This is a genomic window from Streptomyces sp. A2-16 (assembly GCF_018128905.1).
Classification (GTDB): Bacteria; Actinomycetota; Actinomycetes; order Streptomycetales; family Streptomycetaceae; genus Streptomyces.
Genome location: NZ_CP063808.1, coordinates 2,428,533 through 2,452,956 on the forward strand (window position 1 = coordinate 2,428,533; position 24,424 = coordinate 2,452,956).

18 protein-coding genes are annotated in these 24,424 nt (G+C 72.9%); 13 read left to right on the forward strand and 5 right to left on the reverse strand.

Annotated features, from left to right (window positions below):
• Nucleotides 1-89: 89 nt before the first annotated feature.
• Nucleotides 90-974, reverse strand: a complete 885-nt coding sequence (locus IOD14_RS10975; protein ID WP_123992216.1) for a MurR/RpiR family transcriptional regulator — start codon at nucleotides 972-974, stop codon at nucleotides 90-92.
• Nucleotides 975-1,093: 119 nt separating this feature from the next.
• On the opposite strand from IOD14_RS10975, the gene IOD14_RS10980 reads away from it, so the two are divergent.
• Entirely contained in the window at nucleotides 1,094-1,858 is a 765-nt protein-coding gene (locus IOD14_RS10980; RefSeq protein WP_123992217.1) for an SIS domain-containing protein, read from the forward strand.
• Between the two features lie 111 nt (nucleotides 1,859-1,969).
• Here IOD14_RS10980 and IOD14_RS10985 read toward each other — a convergent pair whose 3' ends face one another.
• The 4 genes from IOD14_RS10985 to IOD14_RS44740 form a co-directional block, all read right to left on the reverse strand.
• Complete coding sequence (locus tag IOD14_RS10985) at nucleotides 1,970-5,041, reverse strand: beta-N-acetylglucosaminidase domain-containing protein (protein ID WP_212670148.1); 3,072 nt, start codon at nucleotides 5,039-5,041, stop codon at nucleotides 1,970-1,972.
• 47 nt (nucleotides 5,042-5,088) lie between these two features.
• On the reverse strand, nucleotides 5,089-6,129 hold the full coding sequence (locus IOD14_RS10990) for a lysylphosphatidylglycerol synthase transmembrane domain-containing protein (RefSeq protein WP_123992219.1): 1,041 nt from the start codon (nucleotides 6,127-6,129) through the stop codon (nucleotides 5,089-5,091).
• Nucleotides 6,130-6,342: 213 nt separating this feature from the next.
• Nucleotides 6,343-6,795 carry a hypothetical protein gene (locus tag IOD14_RS10995; protein ID WP_123992220.1) on the reverse strand — a complete coding sequence of 151 codons (453 nt, stop codon included), beginning with the start codon at nucleotides 6,793-6,795 and terminating at the stop codon, nucleotides 6,343-6,345.
• A 122-nt stretch (nucleotides 6,796-6,917) separates the two neighbouring features.
• Nucleotides 6,918-7,862 (reverse strand): hypothetical protein, encoded by a 945-nt coding sequence (locus IOD14_RS44740; RefSeq protein ID WP_282959516.1) that lies wholly within the window; start codon nucleotides 7,860-7,862, stop codon nucleotides 6,918-6,920.
• A 384-nt stretch (nucleotides 7,863-8,246) separates the two neighbouring features.
• Here IOD14_RS44740 and IOD14_RS11005 point away from each other — a divergent pair, with 384 nt between their 5' ends.
• The 12 genes from IOD14_RS11005 (at nucleotide 8,247) to IOD14_RS11060 (ending at nucleotide 24,411) form a co-directional block, all read left to right on the forward strand.
• Nucleotides 8,247-11,477: a BTAD domain-containing putative transcriptional regulator gene (locus IOD14_RS11005; RefSeq protein WP_212670149.1), complete on the forward strand. Its 3,231-nt coding sequence runs from the start codon at nucleotides 8,247-8,249 to the stop codon at nucleotides 11,475-11,477.
• A gap of 98 nt (nucleotides 11,478-11,575) precedes the next feature.
• On the forward strand, nucleotides 11,576-12,241 hold the full coding sequence (locus IOD14_RS11010) for a M15 family metallopeptidase (RefSeq protein WP_123992222.1): 666 nt from the start codon (nucleotides 11,576-11,578) through the stop codon (nucleotides 12,239-12,241).
• Nucleotides 12,242-12,326: 85 nt separating this feature from the next.
• Nucleotides 12,327-12,860: a sigma factor-like helix-turn-helix DNA-binding protein gene (locus IOD14_RS11015; RefSeq protein ID WP_123992223.1), complete on the forward strand. Its 534-nt coding sequence runs from the start codon at nucleotides 12,327-12,329 to the stop codon at nucleotides 12,858-12,860.
• Nucleotides 12,861-12,960: 100 nt separating this feature from the next.
• On the forward strand, nucleotides 12,961-14,097 hold the full coding sequence (locus IOD14_RS11020) for an NlpC/P60 family protein (protein ID WP_212670150.1): 1,137 nt from the start codon (nucleotides 12,961-12,963) through the stop codon (nucleotides 14,095-14,097).
• 1,378 nt (nucleotides 14,098-15,475) lie between these two features.
• The gene (locus IOD14_RS11025) at nucleotides 15,476-16,726 is read left to right on the forward strand and encodes an ATP-grasp domain-containing protein (protein ID WP_174269263.1); all 1,251 of its coding nucleotides are present in this window, start codon (nucleotides 15,476-15,478) and stop codon (nucleotides 16,724-16,726) included.
• A 161-nt stretch (nucleotides 16,727-16,887) separates the two neighbouring features.
• A complete protein-coding gene (locus IOD14_RS11030; RefSeq protein ID WP_123992942.1) occupies nucleotides 16,888-17,715 on the forward strand; it encodes a DUF364 domain-containing protein in 828 nt (275 codons plus the stop codon).
• Nucleotides 17,712-18,794, forward strand: a complete 1,083-nt coding sequence (locus tag IOD14_RS11035) for a pyridoxal-phosphate dependent enzyme (RefSeq protein WP_212670151.1) — start codon at nucleotides 17,712-17,714, stop codon at nucleotides 18,792-18,794. Before IOD14_RS11030 ends, IOD14_RS11035 begins: the two co-directional genes overlap by 4 nt.
• Nucleotides 18,791-19,846 carry a dipeptide epimerase gene (locus IOD14_RS11040; protein WP_212670152.1) on the forward strand — a complete coding sequence of 352 codons (1,056 nt, stop codon included), beginning with the start codon at nucleotides 18,791-18,793 and terminating at the stop codon, nucleotides 19,844-19,846. The genes IOD14_RS11035 and IOD14_RS11040 overlap by 4 nt, the downstream gene beginning before the upstream one ends.
• Nucleotides 19,830-21,068: an MFS transporter gene (locus tag IOD14_RS11045; protein ID WP_212670153.1), complete on the forward strand. Its 1,239-nt coding sequence runs from the start codon at nucleotides 19,830-19,832 to the stop codon at nucleotides 21,066-21,068. Before IOD14_RS11040 ends, IOD14_RS11045 begins: the two co-directional genes overlap by 17 nt.
• Nucleotides 21,065-21,880 carry a class I SAM-dependent methyltransferase gene (locus IOD14_RS11050; RefSeq protein WP_212670154.1) on the forward strand — a complete coding sequence of 272 codons (816 nt, stop codon included), beginning with the start codon at nucleotides 21,065-21,067 and terminating at the stop codon, nucleotides 21,878-21,880. Before IOD14_RS11045 ends, IOD14_RS11050 begins: the two co-directional genes overlap by 4 nt.
• Nucleotides 21,881-21,895: 15 nt before the next feature.
• Nucleotides 21,896-23,461: an ABC transporter substrate-binding protein gene (locus IOD14_RS11055; protein WP_123992229.1), complete on the forward strand. Its 1,566-nt coding sequence runs from the start codon at nucleotides 21,896-21,898 to the stop codon at nucleotides 23,459-23,461.
• Entirely contained in the window at nucleotides 23,458-24,411 is a 954-nt protein-coding gene (locus IOD14_RS11060) for an ABC transporter permease (protein WP_212670155.1), read from the forward strand. Before IOD14_RS11055 ends, IOD14_RS11060 begins: the two co-directional genes overlap by 4 nt.
• Nucleotides 24,412-24,424 lie beyond the last annotated feature (13 nt).

The following is a 24,424-nucleotide window of genomic DNA, read 5'->3' on the forward strand; positions in this document are numbered from 1 at the left end:
GGGGGAGCCCCATCCTGGCACCGAGGGGATGATTCAAACAACCATCTTTGCGTTATCTCGGTGGTTCATCCATGCATGATCAGACACGGTCAACGAGAGCGGCGCGCCTTCACGGCGTGCTGCGGGGTGATGTGGTCGGTGAGCGCGAGGGAGGCGCTGGCCCGCTGGTAGGCGACCTGGCCGACACGGACGTAGAGACAGTCGACGATCATCAGGACGGAGTGCCGGCCGCCGATGCTGCCGGTGCGGAAACTGGTCTCCGAGGTCGCCGAGATGAGCCGGATGTCGGCGGCCCTGGCCAGCGGGGAGCGCGGATCGGTGGTGATGGCGATGGTGGTCGCGCCCCGCTCCTTGGCCATCTCGAACGGTTCGAGGGTCTCGCGGGTGGCGCCGGAGTGGGAGATCCCTATGGCCACGTCGGCCGGGGTGAGCAGGGCCGCCGAGGTGGCCGCGCCGTGCACCTCGGTCCAGCCGCGCACCTGACAGCCGATGCGGAACAGCCGGGTCTCGGTCTCCTGGGCGACCGCGCCGCTGCCGCCGACGCCGTACACGTCGATGCGGCGGGCCCGGGCGAGGGCCTGGGCCGCGCGCTCCAGGGCGTCGAGGTCGATACGCTCGATGGTCTGCTGGATCGCCCGCAGATCCGCGCTGCCGACCACCTGGACGACCCGCTCCAGGCTGTCGTCCGGGGAGATGTCGGGGCCGATCTCGGCCGAGCCCCAGTCGGAGACCTCGCCGCGGCCGCGCTCCTGGGCCAGTTCGATCAGCAGATGCTGGTAGGAGTCGAGCCCGATGGCCCGGCAGAAACGGGTCACCGTGGCCTGCGAAGTCCCGGTGCGGCGGCCCAGTTCGGCGGCCGAGCAGTGGGTGACGGCGGCCGGATCCTCCAGGATCAGCTCGCCGACCTTCCGCAGGGAACCGGCCAGCCGGGGCAGCTCGGTGCGGATCAGTGTGGTGACGTCGGTCGGAGGCATGCAGAGAAGGTATCAGCCACCCATAGGGCCACTGATTGAATACCAGGACCGCACCATGGTTTATTGATTCACCCATGAGTGATTGAATGGTGGTTCAATCCATCAGTGGGGAGTGTCGCGTGTCCGTCGAGTCAGTCAGCGCCCAGGGCTTCGCCGAACAGAGCCTGGACGTCCTCCGTCACGTCACCGAGTCCGCCCGCGAGGACGTGCGCCGCGCCGCCGAACTGCTCGTCGGGTGCATCCGCGCCGACGGCGTGATCCACGCCTTCGGCACCGGCCACTCCCAGGCGATGGTCCTGGAGGTCGCGGGCCGCGCGGGCGGGCTCGTGCCCACGAACCGGCTCCAGATGTCCGACCTCGTCCTCTACGGCGGTGACGCGCCGAGCGTCCTCGACGACCCGCTCCTCGAACGCGAGCCGGGGGTGGCCGTCCGGCTCTACGAGCTCGCCGCCCCGCGCGCCCAGGACCTGTTCGTCATCATCTCCAACTCCGGGGTCAACAACGTCATCGTGGAGATGGCCCTGCACGCGAAGGAGCAGGGGCACAAGATCCTCGCCATCACCTCGCTCACCCACACCGGGGCGGTGCCCGCGGGGCACTCCAGCGGCAAGAAGCTCGTGGACCTGGCGGACGTGGTGCTGGACAACGCGGCCCCGGTCGGGGACGCGCTGCTGTCGCTGCCGGGGGGCGGGGCGGTGGGGGCGCTGTCCACCCTGACCGGTGTGATGCTGGTGCAGATGGTCGTGGCCGAGGCGTCGGGGCTGCTGCTCGCCGCGGGTGAGCGTCCGCCGGTCTATGTGTCGGCCAACGTGCCCGGTGGTTTCGAGGGGAACCTGGAGTTGGAGAAGCGGTACGCGGGCCGGGTTCGGCGTACGGCCACGTAGGTTCTCCCGGTAGCTCGGGAAGCTCGGGAGCTCGGGAGCTCGGGATGTCGCGGGGAGCTTGCGGCCGGTGAGGGCCGGTCGCAAGCTCCCCGCGATCCTTTGCGGATGCCGCTACTTCACCGGTACCGGGGTCAGGGCCACCGCCAGGGGGTACGCGCCCGTCGTCAGCGGCGACCCGGTGGTGTTCGTCGCCGTGTCCACCGGGACCAGGGTGTTGGCGTCCGCCGTGGTGACGTAGGCGGTCGTGCCGTTCCAGTCCAGGGACACGTCGAAGGCGGACCTGCCCACCTTCACCGGGGTGCCCGGGGCGCCGGTGACCGTGTTCACCGGGGTGATCGTGTCGCCGTTGCTGGGGCTGACCCAGAGGGTTCGGCCGTCAGGGGACAGGCCCAGGCCGTACGCCTGGCCTGTGACCAGGAGGGTGGGGTCCGTGTCGTTCGTCGCCGTGTCGATCGGGGTCACCGTCGAACCGCCGGAGTTGGAGACGTACACCGTCTTGCCGTCGGGTGCGGCCACCACGTTGAAGGGGCTGGGGCCCACCGGGATCGCCGCGCCCGCCCTGCCGGTGGTGAGATCGACGGGGCTGACCGTGTTGTCGTGGATGTTCGCCACGTACAGGGTCCTGCCGTCGGGGGTGATCGCCATGTTCTCGGGGCCGTCGCCGACGGCGACGGGCGTGCCCGTGGCGAGGGTGCCCGTGTCGATCGACTGCACGGTGCCGTCCGTGTAGTTGGCGACCCAGAGGGTGGTGCCGTCCGGGGTGAGCGCGAGACCCGCCGGGACCTTGCCGACGGCGACCGTCGCCGTGACCGCGCCGCTCGCCACGTCGATCACGCTGACCGAGTTCGAGCCCTGGTTGGCCGCGTAGGCGGTACGGCCGTCCGCGCTCACCACGACCTCGCCAGGGTTGGCGCCGACGGCGATGTTCTTGGTCGTGCCGTCGCCCAGGTCGATCGAACTGACCGACGCCCCGCTGAAGTCGGCGGTCAGCGCACGGGCCGTACCGGTGCCGTCGGTGACCTGGACGGGGAGGGCGCGGTCGAGGATGCCGGTGCCCTCGACGACCACGGAGTGCACGCCCTCCGTCTTCCCGGTGAGGGTGACGGTGACCTTGCCGTCCGGGGTGTCGGCCGTGCCCTCGGCGGGCGTGGCGGTGACCCCCTCGGGCACCTTGAGCCTCCAGTTCACCGTCTTGGCCTGCGCGTCGGAGAAGTCGAGGGTGACCGTCGCGGAGGCACCGGGCTTCAAGGAGAGGGAAGCCGGCGAGAAGGAGGCGTCCACGCCGGGGTCGGGGGCGTTCTCCAGCATCGTCGTGTAGAGGAACTGGTCCATGACGCCCGGTGCCACCTGCTGCGGGACGGCGTCCAACGCCTTGCGCTGCTGCTGGAGCTGCTTCCAGTACGTCGAGACCGCCGCCGTGTCACCCGCTTTGTGGGCCAGCAGCAGGTCCACGGCCGTCCCGCCCGCCCTGCCGTAGCTGCCGAGCTTGTCGAGCCAGGCGGAGGTCTCGTCGAGGAACCCGGGGTTGTCGAGGCGGGCGCGCAACTGGGCCGGTGCGGCCGCCATGTCCGCGAAGTAGGACTTCAGCCGGGCCGCCGCCCGGTCGAGCCCGCTGTCGTGCTCGTACGCCGTGCGGAAGGCGGCGATCAGCCCGGTGAGGGTGGGGGACTCGGTCGCGTCCAGCTGGGAGGAGTAGTTGTTCTCGGCGAAGATCCGCAGCCACTTGGCGGCCGCGGGTCCCGCGAGGTCCCGGACCGAGGCGAGGAACGCCTTGTGGGGGGCGTAGGCGTGCGGGTTCCACAGGTAGGCGGCCGAGGTGAACAGGGCGATCCGGCTCGCCTCGCCCTGGACCATCGGGTTCGCCGTCACACCGGTCGCCTCCGAGGCGACGGCGGGTGCGCGGCCCGTGTAGGGGCCGAGGAGGAGGCGGCTGGTGACGTAGTCGTTGACCGGGTAGTTGTCCCAGACCAGGATCGGGTGGCCGTAGACCTGACGGGCCTGCTTCAGCTGGTCGGCGGTGATGGTGGGCGCGATCACGCCGACGCCGGTCCACTCGACGACCACGGACGGGTCGAGCTGCTCCCTGAGGGCCTTCTTGTACGGGGAGTCGGCGAGGTCCGAGTACTCGGTGGGGACCATCTCCAGGGGCTGAAGTCCGGTGTGGTCGGCGGAGAACCGCTGCCAGACGGTGTTCAGCAGCTGCGCCTGGGCGGCACCGGCCGCGCCGCCGCCGGTGCCGAACTCCCGCTCGTCCTCGGGGCAGTTCCACTTGGTGTAGCTGATGTCGTCCAGCGGGATCGCGAAGGAGCGGACGCCGATGGCGTACAGCGAGTCGAACTTGGTGGTGAGCGCCTTGATGTCGGCGTCGGAGGAGTAGCAGACCGACAGGCCGGGGGAGAGCGCGTAGGTGAAGCGGACGTGGTTCGCCTCGGCCCGGTCCACCAGCTCCTTGATCCGGGCCAGCGCGGCTGCCGGGTACTCGTCCCGCCAGCGGGCGCGCAGGTAGTCGTCGTCCTTGGGGGAGTAGACGTAGACGTTCTGCTTCGTCCGGCCGTAGAAGTCGAGCTGGGCGAGCCGCTCGGCCTGCGTCCAGGGGGTGCCGTAGAAGCCCTCGATGACCCCGCGCAGGGCGGCGGTCGGCCAGTCGCGGATCGTGACGATCGGCATCTCGCGCCTGCCGTCGAGGAGTTGGCGCAGGGTCTGGGCGGCGTAGAAGGTGCCCGTGGTGTCGACGCCGGAGAGGGCGAGGAGGGCCCGCCCGTGGCTGCGGCCGGAGGCCAGCGCGTAGCCGCCGGAGGCGAGGCCGGTCGGGGCGCCCGCGTGGAGCTGTTCGAGGGCGTGGGCGGTGGCGCTGTTCTCGCCGGGGCCGCCCAGGTAGACGGTCAGGGCGGCAGCGGGTGGCCGTTCACCGGCGTCGACCGTGGTGATCCGGTCGGCTCCGGCGGCTCTGAGAGCCGCTTCGACGACCCGTCTCGCGGACGGGTCGGTGCGGGGGCCGACGACCTCGACGACCCGGCGGGGGACGGGGATTCGGCCGCTTCCGACACTCGTGCTCTGCGGAGTCGGCCAGACCTGGGGGGCGGACTGCCGGGACTCGGCGGTGGCGGGGGCCGCCGGAGCCGCGAGACCGACGGCCAGGAGCAGGGCGACGGCCGTACGTCTGAGACTGATGAATGAATCCACCCTGTAAGGCTATGGATGTTGAATGAAGCATTCAATGGGGCGAACGTTCAAAGAGCCTTCCGGTGCACGAGGGCCGACATGCACAGCACCCCGGGCAGCAGGGGCAGCCACACCGTCAGGACGCGGTAGCCGATCAGGGTCGCCGTGCCGAGGGCCACGGGGACGCCGTAGACGGCGAGGGTGAAGACCATGGCCGCGTCCACCGGGCCGATGCCGCCGGGCGCGGGCACGGACCCGACCGCGCTGCTCGCGGCGAGATAGGCGAACGCGACCTGCGCCCAGGACAGCGTCACCCCGAGCGAGGCGCCGACCGCGTGGATCACGCTCGCCTGGAGCAGCGGTGCGGCGGCCGCGCCGCCCCACAGGGCGAGGATCCGGCTGGGCATGGTGTGCAGACGGCGGGCGTCGGTCAGGGCGGTGCGCACGAACGTGACCGCCGGGCGGCGCAGCGGGCGGACGAGGGTCAGCAGCAGGAGTGTGCCGCCGAGTCCGAGTGCCACGGCCACCAGGGGCAGGAACAGCATGCGCCGGTCCGGGACGAGATCACCGAGCCCCAGCAGACCGGGCAGAGCGACCAGGAAACCGATCAGGACGAGCGTCTTCGCGATCGGCCTGACCAGCGCGTACAGGGCGAGTGAGGCGGTGGCGCGGGGCAGCGGGATGCCCTGGCCCTGCAGGAAGCGCAGGGTGACGGCATGGGCGCCGAGGCTCGCCGGCAGCACATGGTTGGCGGCGCCCGCGGCGAACTGCGAGGCGACCAGGAGCCCCGTCGGCAGCCGCTCGGGCAGGGCGCCCTGGCGTACGACGGAGGCGGAGATCCAGCCCAGGCAGGTGTAGAAGAGCCCGACGAGCAGCCAGCCGGGGTCCGCCGAGGCCAGTCGCGAGGTGCCGTCGTACAGGGCACGCCAGTCCAGCGCCGCCCAGATCCCGATGAGCAGAAGGGGGAGCAGGGTGAGCAGACGGCGGGTGAGACGGCTCAGGCCGCGGCGGGAACCGGCGGGAGCGGGGGCCGGAACGCCGATGGGGAGCGGGGCCGGGGCGGGGGCGGGGAGCGGGCCCGCGGGGCCTTCGAGCGGAAGCAGGGACACGGCGCACGTCGTCCTTTCGCGTCACGCCCCGTGCGGAACACGGGGCATGGCGGAGGCAAGGCGATGCTGAGGGGACGAGTGAAACGTTCCCGCTCGGTGTGACGTTCAAATGTCCGGCAGCCGAAGGAGCGCGGGCGGGTGGGCGACACGGGGTGGGGAGAACGGGCCGCCCCGGCAACCCTGCCGGGGTGCCGGGGCGGTCTCGCGGACGGATCAGTGCTGGCTGCAGTAGTTGACCCAGCGGTGCGAGGAGATGTTGTTGTTGACGCTCTGCCCGTAGCCCTCCAGGCCGGCGCCGTAGGTGAAGTGGTACTGGTTGGTGGTGGTGTCGATCCAGCGGTCGCCCCCGTCGATGCAGGCGTGCGCACCGCCCGCGTCGGGAGCCGTGTACAGGTCGACGGCGTCGTTGCCGCCCAGGTAGGCGTTGTTCCAGATGTCGGAGGTCAGGTTGCGGCAGGCGCCCCAGTTGTTGGAGTTGCCCTCCCACTTGCACTCGGTGCCGCGGCCGTACGGCTGGGTGTAGACGTGCAGGTAACCGTCCGCGGCCGCCACCGCCCTGGTCCCCTGCGAGCCGGACTCCAGGGCGCTGGCGCTGGTGACCGGGGAGACGAGGACGGCGACGGCCGCGGCCGAGGCGGCGAGGGTGAGGACGCGCTTGATGGACATGGGGAATCCTTCGCTTCGTGAGGGGTGTTGAGTGAGCGGTGATGGGTGAACGGTGGTGAGTGAGCGGTGGGTGGTGCGGCCACGGCCGGGGCCGTGGTGGTCTGTGGAGGGCCGGCCGCGACTCAGTCGCCGCGCGCGACGATCGTCCGGGCGCGCGGCAGCGCCTCGCGCTTGAGGCGGTCGAGATCGGCCGTCGGTCCGGGGTGGCGCCGTCGCAGTTCGGCCCGGTACTCGGCGTCGAGCGACTTCACGACGGCGGACAGGGTGTCGGAGCCGGAACCCGGGCCGGAGCTGGGGCTGGGGCTGGATGTGGAGCCGGCGCAGGCCGCCTCGGCCGATGCCAGGCGCACTTCCTCGGCGTGCGGCCACTCCTTGTCGGGCCGGGTGGCCGCGGCGCGGGCCTCGGCGGGGCTCGGATACGTGTAGCCCTTCGCCTTCATGCAGCGCGCCCACGGCTTGAGGGCCGCCAGGTAGCGCTTGTCGGCGACCACCATGCCGGCCCGCATGCCGGCGAGGCTGGTGGCGACACGGGTGGCCCGGAACCAGGCCGGCAGGTCCTTGTACAGGGCGCGTTCGGCCTCGGCGACGCAGCCCTGGTCGCTGTGGGTGACCTGGATGCCGTTCGGGAGGCGGACGGACAGTCCTTCCGGCCGCGGCCCGTTGAGGGCGCTGACCAGTTCGGGAGCCCGGTCGGCGGGCATGGAGCGGAAGTACCGCTGGTTCGGGTCGCGCAGGGCCTCCCGCTGCTGTGCGCGGTAGATGTCGTTGCCGTATCCGTGCCGGGCGGCCCACGCCGGGTCGTCGACGACGTAGGGGAACAGGCTCGGCCCGTCGGGAGCCGGCCGCTCCTCGACCCAGTACTTGTATCCGAGCTTCTCCATGCACTCCTTGGTCAGGAGCTGCTCGGCCAGGTGGAGGGTCTGCTCCGGGGTGTCCGAGGCGTGACGGCCGGTACCGGAGCCCGACCCCTGGGCGGCTGTCTGCGACGGCGTCGTGCCGTCCGCGCACCCCGTGAGCGTCACCGCCAGCAGAGCGGCGGTCGTGAGGAGCAAGGTCCGGCGTGACATCGGGCGACTCCCTGGGCGCGGTGGAAACGGTTTGTGCTTGCAGGCTGTTGACGCCTCGCACGCCCCGTCCGTATGACCCGTGACCCTCATGAATTTCCGGCGCGAGAAACTTCGCGGAACGCTCATACGGGCGGCCCCGAGCAGCCGTCCCTCAGGCGAGGGCCCTCTGTGCGCGCCGTCGAAATCCAGCCAACCGCCGCCCAGGAGGAAGCCGGGAGCCCGCTTCCTGTGCTCCCGCTGTCAGCCGCCGTTCAGCGCCCGTCGAGGGGTGAACGGCTGGCTGGATCCGGCCAGGACCGCCCCGTTCTCGTCGTCCGGCGACACCGCCCGTCGATATCGTCGAACACGCATCCGTGGAGCGGGCGGTACGGCGATCGGGGAACGATGCTCCAGGTACGTCTTCTGGGTCCCGTGGAGGTGTGGGAGGGCAACCGACGGGCTCCGCTCGGCGGGGTCAGACCCCTGGCGGTCCTGTCCGCACTCGTCGTCCACCTGGGCGAGGTGCTCTCCACGGAACGGCTCGTGGACTGTGTCTGGGACGAGCAGGCGCCCGCCACCGCCAGCGCCCTCGTCGCCACCCATGTCTCCGCGGTGCGCCGCGCCCTGGCCCGCGTCGGCGAGGCCGAGGTGATCCGCACCAGGCCGCCGGGTTACGTCGCCGACCTCGACGCCTCCCAGGTCGACGCCCGCCGCTTCGAGGAACTGCTCGTGTCGGGCCGGGCCGAGGCCGCGGCCGGCCGTGCGGACCAGGCCGCCGAACTGCTCTCCGAGGCGCTGGGACTGTGGCGGGGACAGGAGGCCCTCGAAGGGCTGGGCCAGTCGTTCGCCCGGATCGAGGCGGCCCGGCTGGCCGAACTGCGGCTGGTCGCCCAGGAGGAGTCCTTCGGCCTCCAACTGGAGCTCGGCCGCGCGGACCGCACCATCGCGCCCCTGCTCGCCCACGTCGCCGCCCACCCGCTCCGGGAACGGCCGCGCGGCCAGCTGATGACCGCCCTGTTCCGCACCGGACGTGTCTCCGACGCCCTGCACACCTACCAGGAGGGCCGCGAGGTCCTGCGCGAGGAACTCGGCATCGACGCGGGCCCGGAACTGCGGGCGCTGCACAAGGCCGTACTGACCAACGACACCGCGCTGCTCGGCACCGGCTCCCGGCCCCACGACCCCGCACCACAGGGCTCGGGCCCCCGCCCCCACGGCCCCGCACGGCCGGGATCCGACTCCGGTGCCGGTCCGGTCGCGGGGGAAGCCGCCGCCTCGACCGCCCGGCAGCGGGCGACAGGCCGTACGGAGGCGGCGGGCACCGGGCCGGGCGCGTCGGCCCCGCGAAGCGGTGCCCTGCGGGTCGTTGAAGAGGTACTTCGACCCGCCCCCTCCCATCTCCCCCCGGACATCGCCGACTTCGTGGGCCGCTCGGACCAGATCGACTGGGCCGTCTCGCTGCTGGGCCGCGTCGACGACCCCGGCCGTACCGCCCCGCCGATCGGGGTGATCTCCGGACGCTCCGGAACGGGCAAGACCGCCCTCGCCGTCCACGTCGGCCACCGCACCGCCGAACTCTTCCCGGACGGACGCCTGTTCGTGGACCTGCGGGCCGCCGACACCGCCCCGCTGCAGCCCGCCGACGCCCTCGCCCGGCTGCTGCGCGCCATGGGCGCCGAACCGGAGACCCTGCCGAGCTCCGTGGAGGAACTGACGGGGCTGTACCGCACGTACACCGGTCACCGCCGCATCCTGCTGATCCTCGACAACGCCGCCGGTGAGGCCCACGTACGGCCGCTGCTGCCGCCCGGCCCCGGCTCCGCGGTGCTCGTCACGAGCCGGCGCCGGCTGGTGGCCCTGGAGGGCGCGGCCCACCTCGATCTGACCGTCCCGGACGAGGAGGAGGCACTCGAACTCCTCAGACGCGTCGCCGGAGCGGACCGGGTGCGAGCCGAGCCCGAGCAGACCGCCGAGATCGTCTCCCTGTGCGGACGGCTGCCGCTCGCCGTGCGCATCGCCGGGGCCAGGCTCGCGGCCCGCCCGCACTGGGTGCCCGGCCGGCTCGCCGCCCGGCTCCGCGACGAGCGGCTGCGGCTCAACGAACTGCGCGCCGGGGACCTGGAGCTGCGCACCAGCCTGGAACTGGGTTACGCCGACCTCGATCCGCAGGAGCGGCGCGCCCTGCGCCGGCTGGCCCTGCTCGACCTGCCCGACTTCGCTGCCTGGGTCGCCGCGCCCCTGCTGGACATCGGCACGGAGGAGGCCGAGGAGGCCGTCGAGCGCCTGGTGGACTGCCACTTCATCGACGTGATCGGCGTGGACGGCACGGGCCGCGGCCGCTACCGCATCCACGACCTGGCCCGCGAACACGCCCGCGAGCGCTGTCTGTCGGAGGAGAGCGCCGAGGAACGGACGGCGGCCGTGGGGCGGTTGGTGGAATGCTGGCTGGGACTGGCCGAGAAGGCCGCCGCGCGGGGCCCCGGCGGCACCGCACGCTACTTCCCCGAACCGGCCGCCGTACGGCCCGTGGACCCGCTCGATCCGCAGGCCGAGGAGGACCTGCTCAGCCGGCCCGCGGCCTGGTTCGCCGCCGAGCAGACCGGACTGCTGGCGGCGGTGGAGTACTGCGCCGACCACGGGATGGACCGCGCCGCCCGGGACCTCGCAGGGGCGCTGATCGCGAGCTCGGTCGCGCTCTACAACCAGTTCGACGCCTGGTCCCGCTCGCACACCGCGGCCATGGCGGCGGTACGGCGCAGCGGGGACGGCGAGGGGGAGGCGTGGCTGCTCACCGGGCTGGGGCAACTGCGTTACGAGCAGGACGAGTTCGAGGAGTCGTACGGCTACTTCCGGGACGCCCTGCGGCTGTTCGAGGCCCATCACGACGACGTACCGCAGGGGGCGGCCCAGGCCCTTCTCGGCATGGCCACGGCCCGGCGGGAACAGGCCTGCTACCCCGAGGCGCTGGAGCTGCTCGGCGCGGCACTGGAGCACTACGAGCGGCTCGACGACCGGGGCGCCCGGGCCCGGGTGCTCTACGGACTCGGTTACGTGTACCGGGAACAGGGCGACGACCCCGCCGCCCGCGCGGCCTTCGCGCAGGCCCTGGAGCTGCACCGGGCGGAGGACGACCGGCACGGTGAGGCGCTGGTCCTGCGCGCGGTGGCCCTGTGCCACCGGGCGCAGGGGCAGTACGCGGACGCCGAGCGACTGCTGCGGGGCGTGCTGCGGGTCTTCACCGAGCTCCACGACACCTTCGGAGTGATGTACACCGAGCAGTCGCTGGCCAAGGTGGAACTGCGGCTGGGCCTCCTGGACGCCTCGCGCGAACGGCTCGGGCGGTGCCTGGAGCTGGCCCGGGAGCGGCAGGACCGGTTCGGTGAGGCGCTGGTGCTGCGGACCCTGGGGGAGTGGCACCTGGCTTCCGGCGACGCCGACAGCGCCCGGGAACCGCTGGAGCGGTCGCTGTCGCTGTGGGAGGCGTTGCGGCTGCCGTTGTGGCGGGCGCGGACCCTGTGGGACCTGGCCCGGGTGCGGGAGGCCGCGGACGACACGGACGCGGCCGCGCGGTCCCGCGCCGAGGCGATGGGCGTCTTCCGGGAGCTGGGGGCGCGGGAGGCGCGGGACCGCGCGTAGGTGCGACGCGGGTGCCGCGATGTCCCTGCAGAACCCCTGGGGCGGCGCTTGCAGGCGAACTGCAGAGCATTTGCAGAGGGCCCGGAGAAGCTCTTCCCGTGACAGACATCATCACGCTCGCGGATCCCAGGGTTGCCGCGGTGGCGCACGACGAGTGCGGGGAACCGCTCGTCGATCTGCGCGAGGACGGGCAACTGCTCCTCGATTCCCGCCAGGCCGACGAGGAGGGGAGCTACGCCCATCTGAGGGCCGGCGCGCTGCGGCGGCTCGTGCGGGCGCAGCGGCTGCTGCCCGCGGGGATCCGCCTGCTGGTGGTGGAGGGGTACCGGCCGCCCGACCTGCAGCGCCGGTACTTCGAGCAGTACGCGGCGACCATGCGGCAGGCCCACCCGGACGCGTCTCCCGAGCGGATCCGCGAGCTGGCGAGCGCGTACATCTCGCCGCCGGAGGTCGCCCCGCACGTCAGCGGCGGCGCGGTCGACCTGACCCTGTGCGACCACGCGGGCCGGGAACTGCCGCTCGGCACGGAGGTCAACGCCACCCCGGAGGAGAGCGCGGGCGCCTGCCGCACCCACGCGCCCGGCATCGACGCCGAGGCCCGCGAGAACCGGGCCCTGCTCGGCCGGGTGCTCGGCGCGACCGGCTTCGTCAACTACCCGACCGAGTGGTGGCACTGGTCGTACGGCGACCGGTACTGGGCCCTGCTGCGCCGCGTCCCCACCGCCCGCTACGGGCCCGCCGACCCGCCCCGCCCTCCGGCCTGACCACCGGAGCGCGACACCGCACGAAGAGCACCACGAGGGGATCACCGCAGGGGGATCGCCGCGAGGAACACCGCAAGGGGGAAACATGCACAGCCACGCCACCTGTCCGCCACCACCGCGCGAGGCCGACAACCGGATGAGCCCGGGGGACTTCGACGCGTCCTTCACGGCCGACATGCCACGCCTGCGCAGACGGCTGCTGGCCCTGACGGGCAATCCGCACGACGCCGACGACCTGCTCCAGGAGACCTATCTGCGGCTGTCCCGGCGGGCCCGCGACCGGAACCTGACGCGCCAGCAGCACCCGTACGCCTACACCTGCGCCGTCGCCCTCAACCTGCTGCGCGACTCCTGGCAGCACCCCTCCCGCCGCGAGCGCACCACGGACCAGCTGCCGGAGGCCGGCTGGGACGGCGGACTCGCCTCCTACGAGGCCTCCGCCACGGCGCTCGCGCTGCTCGGGATGCTCTCCGAGAAGGAGGCCGCCGCGGTGATCCTCGTGGACCTGGAGGGACTCACCCACGACACGGCCGGGGAGCGCCTCGGCGCCCATCGCGGCACGGTCCAGCGCAACCGCCTGCGCGGCCTGGCCAAGATGCGCGCCGCCCTCCCCAACTAGCCCGGGTGGCACACCCCCACGGGGGTGGGGTGTGCCACCCGCACCTCCCGTCGGCGCCACCGGCATCCCGCTGACGCCTCCTCGACGAAGGAAGAGTCCCTTGAAGACCATCAGCACGCGCCGCCGGACCAGCGGCGCGATCCTGGGCGCCTCGGCACTGGCGCTCACCGCGTTCTTCTCCGCCCCGGCCCATGCGGCCCAGGACGCCACCTGCGGTGTGCTCGCGCCCGGCGCCTCGGCCACCGCGCAGGCCGCCGTCGACGCCGCCTGTTCGCAGATCGGCGTCTGGTACAGCTGGGGCGGCGGCCACGCGGCCACGCCGGGCGCCAGCTACGGCTTCTACGACGGCTCCGACCCGGACAGCCTCCACGACGGCGAGCGCAAGGGCTTCGACTGCTCGGGCCTGATGCGGTACGCCTACTACCGGGCCACCGGCAAGGACCTCCTCAACGGCACGGCCGACGACCAGTTCCACACCCCGCAGGCCTCCGCCCGGTTCTCCGCCGGGCAGGGCACCGCCCCGCTGCTGCCGGGCGACCTGATGTTCTGGGGCAGCGGGCACATCCACCACGTCGCCATGTACCTGGGCGGCGGCCAGATGGTCGAGGCCTACGAGTCGGGCACCCACATCAGGGTCACGTCCGTGCGCACCGGCGGCGACTACGCGGGCGCAGTCCGGATCAACGGCTCCGGCACGCCCGTACCGCCGCCCGCGAACGGCGGCACGGTCTTCGAGACCTGGGGCACGGGTGTGCGCACGCACCGGTCGCCGAGCGTGGGCTCCCCCGTCGTCGACACCTTCCCCGGGCCGACGCAGGTGTCCGTCCAGTGCCAGCAGCACGCGGAGACCGTGACCGCCGAGGGGTACACCAACGACGCCTGGGCCAAGCTCGACGACGGCTCGTGGGTGACCAACATCTACATCAAGGGCCCGGCCTGGCTGCCCGGCATCCCGGACTGCGGCGGCAGCAGCACCCCGCCGCCGTCCGGCGGCAGCAAGGCGTTCCAGACCTGGGGCACCGGGGTGCGCACCCACAGCGAGCCGAACGTCAACGCCGGTGTGGTCGACTACTTCGCGCAGCCGACCACGGTCAACGTGGTCTGCCAGAAGCACGCCCAGCAGGTCACGGCCGACGGCTACACCAACGACGCCTGGTCGAAGCTGACCGACGGCTCGTGGATGACCAACATCTACATCAAGGGCCCGGCCTGGCTGGACGGCGTGGCCACCTGCTGACCCGTCCCCTTGCCACCGGATCGGCCGTGCGGGTGGGCCGGTCCGGTCGCGGCACGACCCGGTGTCGAAGGCGATGTGCCAGCGCCCGGCAGGTGCTGTGATGCGTGGCGCAAGGGGTCTGCGGTGCAGGCGCTCGGCGGGCGCCTTGGGGCGAGCCGAGTGGCGGCGAGCGACCGGGCCGCCTCCAGGTGAGGGAAGCGATTCCGTTGCCCGTCACCCTGGGACGACATCGGCGGCCTGGTCGATGCCCATGAACGATTCCTGGCCGGTGCCCGGGTGGACGCGGACGTCCGGGGCGCGGTGCTCGACTCCTGGCAGCTGTGCAGGTCCGCCGGTCCCGAGCCGGGCGGGCTGCTGGTGCCGTGCGCCCGGCCCGGCCCCGGACGACACTTCCTGGGGGCCGCCGAACCGGTGCTGCAACGGCTCACCGGCTCGCTGTCCGAGGCCGGCATGACCATCGCGCTCTGCGACGGCCAGGGCCGGACGGCCCAGCGGCGACCGGCTTCCCCGGACCCCGCCCGACGAACTCCTCACCCGCCTCGACGACCCGGTGGGCCGCCTGGAGCGCGGCGAGGGCTGGGCGGTGGACAGCAGTCAGGCGGACTCCGGCATCGTCGGGGCCGCCTGTCCGTGCGCCGGCTACGACCCGGTGTCCCGGCGCTGTGCCCCACCCGCGCCGGACACCCCTTGCCCGCGGTCGTCGGCCCCGACGGCACCGTCGAGTTCGTCGACCTCTGCCCTCGGGCTCGGCGGCATGCCCTTCGCCGCGGCCGACCGGATCCCGAGGAGCCAGCCGGGCAGCTCGTCGCCCCGAAGGCCCGGAGGGGGAAGCGGGAGAGCGGCGGGCCCGCGTGGGCTGCTCGGGACGGTGGAGCCCGAACCGGCCGAGGGCGGCCAACCGGTGCTCCGCACCGACGGGTTGATCGAGGACCGGCACCAGGACGTCGACGCCGGGCCGGAGGGGCTGCGTACCGTCCCGGCCCGTGCCGACCGGGCACCGGAGGAGACCTGCGAGGCCGTGCGGGACACGCCGCTCCCGGCCTGCCCCAGCCGACGTGGCCTGCCTGGACGAGCTGTCGTTCACCGTCGAACCCGTCGCCGGCGAACCGGTCACCAACGCCATCCGTCACGCCGTGGGCCCGTCCGGCTACGGCCGCCCCGCGACCGCGCCCCTGACGGAACTTCATCCGGACCGAACTGCCGCTGCCGTAAGGGCGCTACGGGTCATGAACACATGTCTCTCCGATTCATGTTCGGTAAGGGACTAGTAAATGAAAATGATTATCGATAACGTCTGATGCGCAGCGCCCGCCCCTCCCGCCCGAGGGTCTTTCCGGGCTGCCCTGACGCCTGAACCAACCGCATGAAAAGGGGAGTTGTGGCTCATCTGCTGATGGTCGAGAGCTGGGTCGGGTCGATGAGCAGGCTGCTGCCCCGGGCGGTCCGGGAGAGCGGACACGAGTTCACGTTCCTCACCCGCGACCTGCACCACTACCTCCGCTCGGCGCCCGAGGGCGCGGCCCACCCGCTGCTCGGCGCCCGCAACGTGATCACCGCCGACACCAACGACACCGAGACCCTGCTGCCGGAGATCGAGCGGCTGCACACGGTGCTGCGCTTCGACGGCGTCCTCACCTCCTGCGACTACTACCTGCCGGCCGTGGCCCGGATCGCCGGGCATCTCGGCCTGCCGGGACCGGGCCCCGAAGCGGTCGGAAACGCCTGCCGCAAGGACGCCACCCGCCGCGTCCTCGCCGAGGCCGGCCTGCCCGGTCCCCGCTTCGCCCTGCACCGTGAGTGGGCCGACCTCGCCCGGGCCGCGCGGGAGATCGGCTATCCGCTCGTCGTCAAACCCGTCGACCTGTGCGCGGGCATGTACGTCCGCCGCGTGGACGACGAGACCCAACTGGCCGACGCGGTGGGCGCCTTGGCCGACTTCCCGGTGAACGCCCGCGGGCAGCGCCGGGACCCGGTCGTCCTGCTCGAAGAGCTCCTCGACGGCCCCGAGGTGAGCGTCGAGACCGTGTCGCACGCCGGCGCGGTGCACGTGGTCGGCGTGACCGACAAGAGCATCGGCGGAGCGCCCGCCTTCGTCGAGACCGGGCACATGTTCCCGGCGGCCCTGTCCTCCGCCGACACCGAGGCGGCCGAGCAGACCGCCCTGACCGCTCTCAAGGCCCTCGGCCTGACCGACGCGGTGGTCGCTCACACCGAGATCAAGCTGACCTCCGCAGGACCCCGCGTCGTCGAGGTCAACCCCCGCCCCGCGGGCAATCGCATCACCGAGCTCGTCCGCCATGTCACCGGCATCGACCTCGCCGCCGCCTTCGTCGACGTCTCCCTCGGCCGCGCCCCCGACCTGCGCCGCACGGACACCGGCCTGCGCAGCGCCGCCATCGGCTTCCTCGTGCCGGAGCACACGGGCACGCTCGAAGCACAGGGCGAACTCCGGGACACCGACGGAGTGCTGGAACTTCTCCTCACCGAGCCCGGCAAGGCCGTGAAGGCTGCGGGCAGCAACAACGAGTACCTGGGCCATGTCATGGCGGGCGACCCCGAAGGACCCGGCGCCCGCGACCGCGTCGAGACACTGCTGGCCGAACTGCGGTCGGGACTGGTCGTCCGATGACCGCGCGTACCTTCCGGGCCGACGCCGCCGAGGCGGGCGGTCCCCGCTCCCCCGCAGCAGCCGCGGCTGCGCCGGGGCACGGCGACACGGCGAACGGGGCCGGGCCTCCGTCGCTCGTGACGGCGTTCCGGGCCCACGCGGCGGCCGGGGCTCGTCCCGCGATGTCCACCGTGACCTTCCAGAGCTACGGCGACCTCGTCGGCCACGTCCGTGCGGGCGCCCTCGGCCCCGACCCGGCCGCGCTCCGCATCGCCGTCGCCTTCACCACCCGCCAGGCCGTACGCCACGACGGACGCGGCACCGGCTACCGCAACGAGGTCCTCAGCCTGCGCCTCGCCGAAGCCGTCGGCTCGTGCGCGGTGGAACCCGGCGAGCTGCCGGACAGCGCGCTCGACGAGTGCGTGGGCGCGGATGTGGCCCGGCTTCTGGAACACCCCCTGCCGCCGGTGCGGGTGGCCGCGCTCGACGCGTATCTGATGCACGTCACCCCGCACACCCCGGACCACGGGGCCCGCGCTGCAGCGCTGGCCGCCGGCTCCTCCCTGGAGAAGTCCCGGGCCCGCGCGAAGGTCGTCGTCGAGCTGCTGGATCTGCCCGCCGGTGCCAGGGTGCTCGTGGTCGGAGTGGTCAACTCCCTCCTGGAGGCCCTGCGTTCGCGCGGACTGGGATACGTGCCCTGCGACCTCAAGGGCGGCACGACCGAGTGGGGCGAGCACGTCGTCGCCGACGCGCTCGTCGCTGCCGGGGACTGCGACGCCCTGCTCGTCTCCGGCATGACACTCGGCAACGGCACCTTCGAACCCCTGCGACGCCACGCCCTGCTCCACGGCAAGCAGCTGGTGATGTTCGCCCAGACCGGCAGCGCCGTCCTGCCCCGCTTCCTCGGCCACGGGGTCAGCGCGGTGTGCGCGGAGCCGTACCCCTTCTTCTGGCTCGACGGCGGCCCCGGACTCGTCCACCGCTACCGTCGGCGGGGAGACGGCCGATGACCACGACCGCCGTACGCCCCACAGGCGCGCGCCCCGAACTGCTCGCCCTGCTCGGCCGCACCCCGGTCGTCCGGATCACCACCGACCTGCCCGGCGCCCACCCCGGCTTCTGGGCCAAACTCGAAGGCCTCGCCGCCGGTGGCATGAAGGCGCGGGCCGCCGTGTCCATGCTGCTGGGCGCCCGCGAGCGCGGCGAACTGCTGCCCGGCGCCCCGGTGGTGGAGTCCACCTCGGGCACCCTCGGTATCGGTCTCGCCTTCGCGGGCCAGGCGCTCGGGCATCCGATCGTCCTCGTCGGCGACAGCGAACTGGAGCCTTCCGTACGGCAGTTGCTGCACTCCCACGGAGTCCGCCTGGAGATCGTCGACCGCCCGGCGCTCCAGGGCGGCTGGCAGGCGGCCCGGCTCGCCCGCCTCAAGGACCTGCTCGCCGAACTCCCCGGCGCCTACTGGCCCGACCAGTACAACAACCCCGACAACACCGCCGGATACGCCTCCCTCGCCGCCGAACTCACCGCCCAGTTGGACCACTTGGACATCCTGGTGTGCAGCGTCGGCACCGGCGGCCACAGCGCCGGCATCATCGGCCCGCTCCGAAGGCACTGGCCCGCCCTGCGGCTCATCGGTGTCGACGCCACCGGCTCCACCATCTTCGGCCAGCCCGCCCGGCTCCGCCTGATGCGTGGCCTCGGCAGCAGCATCCACCCCCGCAACGTCGCCTACGGCGCCTTCGACGAGGTCCACTGGGTCGGCCCCGCGGCGGCCGTCGACAGCTGTCGCAGACTGGCCCGCGGCTCCTTCGTCAGCGGCGGCTGGAGCACCGGGGCCGCCGCCCGCGTCGCCGCCTGGGCCGCCCGCGTGCACGCCGGCGCGGTCGTCGCGACCGTCTTCCCGGACGGCCCCCACCGCTACCTCGGCACCGTCTACGACGACGCCTTCACCACCGCGCACGGCCTCGACCCGCACACCGCGGCCGACCGGCCGGTCGAGATACCCGACCCCTGCGCGGCCGAGGCCACCGGCTGGGTGCGCTGCACAAGGATCACCGATCCGCTCACTCCCCTGAAAGGCACCGAGTGAAGGCCCGCCTGCGCACCGTGCGCCTCGACCTCGCCGAGCCCTTGCGCATCTCCCGCTCCACGATGACCGCTCGCGAGGCCGTCTGGCTGACCCTCGACCACGAGGGCCTGTCCGGCCACGGCGAGGCCGTCACCAGCGTGTACTACGGCCTCGACGCCGACACACTCGTACGGCTGCTGTCGGCTGTGGACCTCACCCTCTTCGCTCGTCCGGAAAGCGCCCTGGAGGCCCTGCGGCAAGGCGAGTTGGCGTCACCGCGGGCCGTGCCGCCCGCCGTGACCGCCGCCGTCGAGTCCGCGCTCCTCGACCTCGTCGGCAAGCGCGCGAACACCCCCGTCCACCGTCTCCTCGGCACCCCCGAACCGCCGGTCGCCGCGACCGCCCGCACGATCGGCATCACCTCCCCCCTGCACGCCGCCGCCGAGGCCCGCCGCCTCGCCGCGCAGGGCTTCCAGGTCATCAAGGTCAAGGCGGGCACCCCCGACCCCGAGGACGACGTGGAACGCGTACGCGTCATCCGCGACGCCGCGCCCGGGGCCCGGCTGCTCCTCGACCCCAACGGCGCCTGGACCGTACGGCAGGCCCTGGCCCTGCTGCCCCGGTTCGCCGACCTCGGTGTCGAGGCCGTCGAGCAGCCTCTCGCCCCCGGCGACCCGGACGCCCTCGGTGCCCTCGCCGAACGCTCGCCCCTGCCCGTCATCGCCGACGAGGACGCGGTGAGCCTCGAAGACGTCCGCCGCCTGGCCGGACGCGTCCACGGCGTCAACGTGAAGCTCGCCAAGTGCGGCGGGGTCCAAGCCGCCCTGCGCATCGCCGAGTTGATCGAGGGCAGCAGCACCGAGCTGATGCTCGGCTGTCTCACCGCCAGCACCCTCGGGCTCGCCCCCGCCGTCCACCTCGCCGACCGGGCCCGCTGGACCGACCTCGACGGACACCTGCTGCTCGCCCACGACCCGTGGTCCGGGATCGGCGGCGCCGACGGGGTCGTACGCGCGAACGGCCTGCCCGGCCTGGGAGTCGAGGAGGTGGTGGCGCGTGAAGACGTGGCGTGAGATGCGCCGCTTCCCGCTCGCCGTCCGGCTCCTGCTGGTCAACCAGCTCGGCGTCAACACCGGCTTCTACCTCCTCGTGCCCTATCTCGCCGTGCATCTCACCGACAACCTGGGCATGTCGGCGGCCGTCGTCGGCGTCGTCCTCGGGGTGCGCAACCTCAGTCAGCAGGGGCTCTTCATCATCGGCGGGTCCGCCTCCGACCGGCTCGGCGCGCGAGGCGTGATCATCGCCGGATGCGCGCTCAGGACGGTCGGGTTCGGACTGTTCGCGCTCGGCGACGGGCTGCCCGTGCTGCTCGCCGCGTCCGTGCTCAGCGGACTCGCCGGGGCGTTGTTCAACCCGGCCGTGCGCGCCTACCTCGCACAGGAGTCGGGGGAGCGCAGGGCCGAGGCGTTCGCCCTGTTCAACGTCTTCGCCACCGCCGGAGCGCTGATCGGACCGCTTCTGGGCAGCGCCCTGCTCCTCGTCGACTTCCGCACGTCCGCGCTCACCGCCGCCGCCCTCTTCGCGGTCCTGACCGTGGCACAGGCCCTCGTGCTGCCCGCGCACCGGCCCGAGCCGAGCAAGGGGTCCGTCCTCGGGGACTGGCGGGAAGTCCTCGGCAACCGTGCCTTCGTCGCGTTCGCCCTCGCCATGGTCGGCATGTTCACCCTGGAGAGCCAGCTCTACCTGCTGCTGCCCGACGGGGCCCGGCAGGCCACCGGCTGGGGCGGGGCGGCCGGGCTCGTCTTCCTCGTCGGCACGCTCGCCAACCTGGCCCTCCAACTGCGCATCACCCGGGCCCTCAAGTCCCGCGGCAGCAGGGCGCGTTGGATCGCCACCGGACTCGCCCTGATGGGTCTCGCGTTCCTGCCGCCCATGCTCGTGACCGGGGCCCGCGGGCCGCTCGCCGTCGTCGCCGTGCTGCTCGGCACCCTGCTGCTCTACCTCGGCGTCATGGTCGCCTCGCCCTTCGTCATGGAGCTGATCCCCGGCTTCGGCCGGTCCGAACTGACCGGCACGTACTTCGGGATCTTCTACGTCGTCTCGGGCGTCGCGGCCGCGATCGGGAACACCGCCGTGGGCTGGGCCATGGACACGGGGGACCGGTTGCCCTGGGGGTGCTGCGCCCTGTTCGGGCTGGCCTCGGCGGGCGGGGTGGCGTGGCTGCACCGGCGCGGAATGCTGCCGGGGAGTCCGCCGACCGTGGTCGCTCCCGCCCGGGAGAGGAGCACGGCGTGAGCCCGCGGACGAACGCCGACGAGAGCGCCGCGGCCGGCAACCTCCTCACCGACAACCCCGCCCTGTACGAGGTCCGCTTCCCCGACCCCGACCGGCTCGCCGGACGCTGGGCCGAGGACTGTCTGAGCCGCCACGGCGCCGGACCGCGCGTGCTCGACCTGGGCTGCGGCACCGGGCGCGACGCCGCCCACCTGTACCGGGCCGGCCGTACGGTGACCGGGGCCGACCTGTCCGAGGCGATGCTCGAGCACGCCCGCTCCCACCATCCGGGGCCCGAGTACGTCCACGCCGACCTGCACGGTTTCGACTTCGGCCCGGCCGCGTTCGACGCGCTCGTCTGCCTGGACAGCGCCCTGCTGTACTGCCACACCAACGCCCAGCTCGACGGTTTCCTCGCCTCCTGCCGCCGCGCCCTCGCCCCGGGCGGACTGCTCGTCGCGGAGATGCGCAACGGCGCCTACTTCCTGGGCCGCACCGAACTCCTCGACACCGAGACCGTCAACAGCTTCACCTGGCAGGGCGCCGACCACCGCTCCACGACCACCCTGTACGTCGACCGGGCCGCGCAACTCCTGCGCCGCACCCGGGTATGGACGTCCGACTCCTCACCTCCTGTCGAACAGCGGTCCGCCTGGCGGCTGTTGTTCCCGCAGGAGCTGCGGCACTTCCTCGCCGTGCACGGCTTCGAGGTCCTCGAACTCCACGACGGGCCCGGACCGCGCACCGAACCCACCTGGAACCAGGGCGAGTTGCCCGGCACCACCACCGACGGGGACCGGCTGCACGTCGTCGCGCGCAGCCGCACCGACTGACACGAAGGACCATCCATGCACGACGAACGCTTCTCCGGCCTGCGCCGACGCGGATTCCTCGCCGCCACCGGAGGCGTCGCCGCGGCCGCCCTGGTGGGCTGCGCCGGATCCGACACCGGTGAGTCCCCGTCCGCCGACGGCACTCCGAAGCGGGGCGGCCGGCTGCGCGCCGCGTTCGCCGGAGGCGGGGCGAGCGAGACCCTCGACCCGCACCTGGCGAACCTGTTCGCCGACGTGGCCCGCGCCAAGGCCCTCTACGACAAGCTCGCCGACTACGGCGCCGACCTGTCCGCCCAGCCCCGTCTCGCCGCCAAGTGGGAACCCGACAAGACGCTGGGCCGCTGGCAGGTCACCCTGCGCGAGGCCACCTTCCACGACGGCAGCCCGGTCACCGCCGACGACGTCCTGCACAGCTACCGCCGGATCGCCGACCCGGACCAGGCGTTCCGCGCCAAGGCGTCCCTGGACCCCATCGACCTCGACGCCAGCCGGGCCACCGGGCAGCGGTCGATCGAGTTCGTCCTCAAGCGGCCGACCGCCGAATTCCCCAACATCCTGGCCGCGTTCGGGGCGTACATCATCCCTGAGGGCGCGAAGGACTTCGACCGCAAGCCGATCGGCTCGGGCCCCTTCCGCCTCGTCTCCTTCGCCCCCGGCCGCTCCGCCGTCTTCCGCCGCAACGACGACTACTGGGACGGCGCTCCGCACCTCGACGAACTCGAACTCCTCGTCGCCAACGAGGAGTCGGCCCGCGTCAACGCCCTGCTCGGCGGCCAGGTCGAGTACGCCCACGAACTGAGCCCCACCACCGCCCGCGCCCACGAAGGCAGAGGGCAGATCGAGATCGTGCGGCTGCGGGGCAGCGCCATGCAGGCGTTCTGCATGAAGACCGACCGGGCTCCCTTCGACGACAGGCGGGTGCGCGAGGCGTTCTTCCTGATCGCCGACCGCCAGGAACTCGTCGACGGCGCCCTGTCCGGCGCGGGCGTGGTCGGCAACGACCTGTTCGGGAAGGGCTACGAGTACTACGCCGACAGCCTCCCGCAGCGGGCACAGGACCTCGACAGGGCCCGCTCCCTCCTCAAGCAGGCCGGTGCCGACAAGCTCAGGGTCACCCTGGACACCTCGGCCGTCGCCGCCGGGTTCACCGAGGCCGCCGGCATCTTCCGCGACCAGGCCGCCAAGGCGGGCGTCACGATCGACGTGAGGATGGGCAGCAAGGACTCCTACTGGAGCGACATCCTCGACAACGGCACCCTGTGCTGCTACCGCTCCGGCGCCATGCCCATCGAGGCCCACATCTCCCAGCGCCTGCTCACGGACTCCACGACCAACGCGACGAAGTGGCACCACAAGGACTTCGACGCGCTGTACCAGCAGGCGCAGTCCACCCGTGACAAGGCGTCGCGCGCGGCGGTGTACGAGCGGATGCAGCGCCGTCTGTACGCCGAGGGCGGTTTCCTGATCTGGGGGTTCGCCGACTGGATCATCGGAACGGGCCGCAATGTGAAGGGGGTTGCGACCAAGGCGCCCGCCAACACGCTCGACTGGGCCCGCTTCGACAAGGTCTGGCTCGCGTGAGCGGTCTGCGTTCCTTCGTCGCCCGGCGGCTGGTCCTCGGTGCCGTGCAGACCGTGGCCGTGGTGCTGCTGGTCTTCGCGCTCACCGAGGCACTGCCGGGCGACGCGGCGGTGGCCCTCGCGGGCGACCAGCCCGACCCGGCCCGCATCGCCGCGATCCGCGAGGCCATGCACCTGGACCGGCCCGCCCACGAGCGGCTGGCCGACTGGGCGTGGGGCCTGTCGCACGGCGACTTCGGCACCTCCCTCGCCTCCGGACGGCCGGTGCTCGGCTACATCACCGGCGGCTTCGGTCCGACGCTGCTGCTGGCCTCACTCACCCTGGCCCTGCTGGTCCCGCTCGGCCTCGGGCTCGGCGTCCTCGCGGCCCGCCACGAGGGGCGGCCCGTCGACCGGCTGGTCAGCTCCGTGACCCTCGCCGTGTACGCGGTCCCCGAGTTCGCTCTCGGGGTGCTGCTGGTGACGGTGTTCGCCCTGAAGCTGGCCTGGCTGCCGCCGACCGCGGTGGGGTACGGCACGGACCTGCTCGGCCACCCGGCCGCACTGGTCCTGCCGGTGCTCGTCCTGCTCTCCCGCCCGGTGTGCTCCCTGTCGCGCCTGGTCCGCGCGGGCATGGTCGATGCCCTCGCCGCCCCCTACACGGCCCACGCCCACCGTTACGGCGTCCCCGGCGCCCGGGTCCGTTACACCCACGCCCTGCCCAACGCCCTCGCCCCCGCGGTCCAGCAACTCGCCCGCACCGTCGACTGGTTGCTGTGCGGGGTCATCGTCGTGGAGGCCCTCTTCGTGATCCCGGGCCTCGGCACGGTCCTCCTCAACGCGGTCGCGGAGCGCGACGTGCCGGTGGTGCAGGGGCTGGCGGTGGTGTTCGGCGCACTGACCGTCGTACTGAACCTGGGGGCGGACGTGGTGGCGTACCGGCTGACGCCGAGGGCGTGGGTGGCGGCGTGACGACACGGACTCC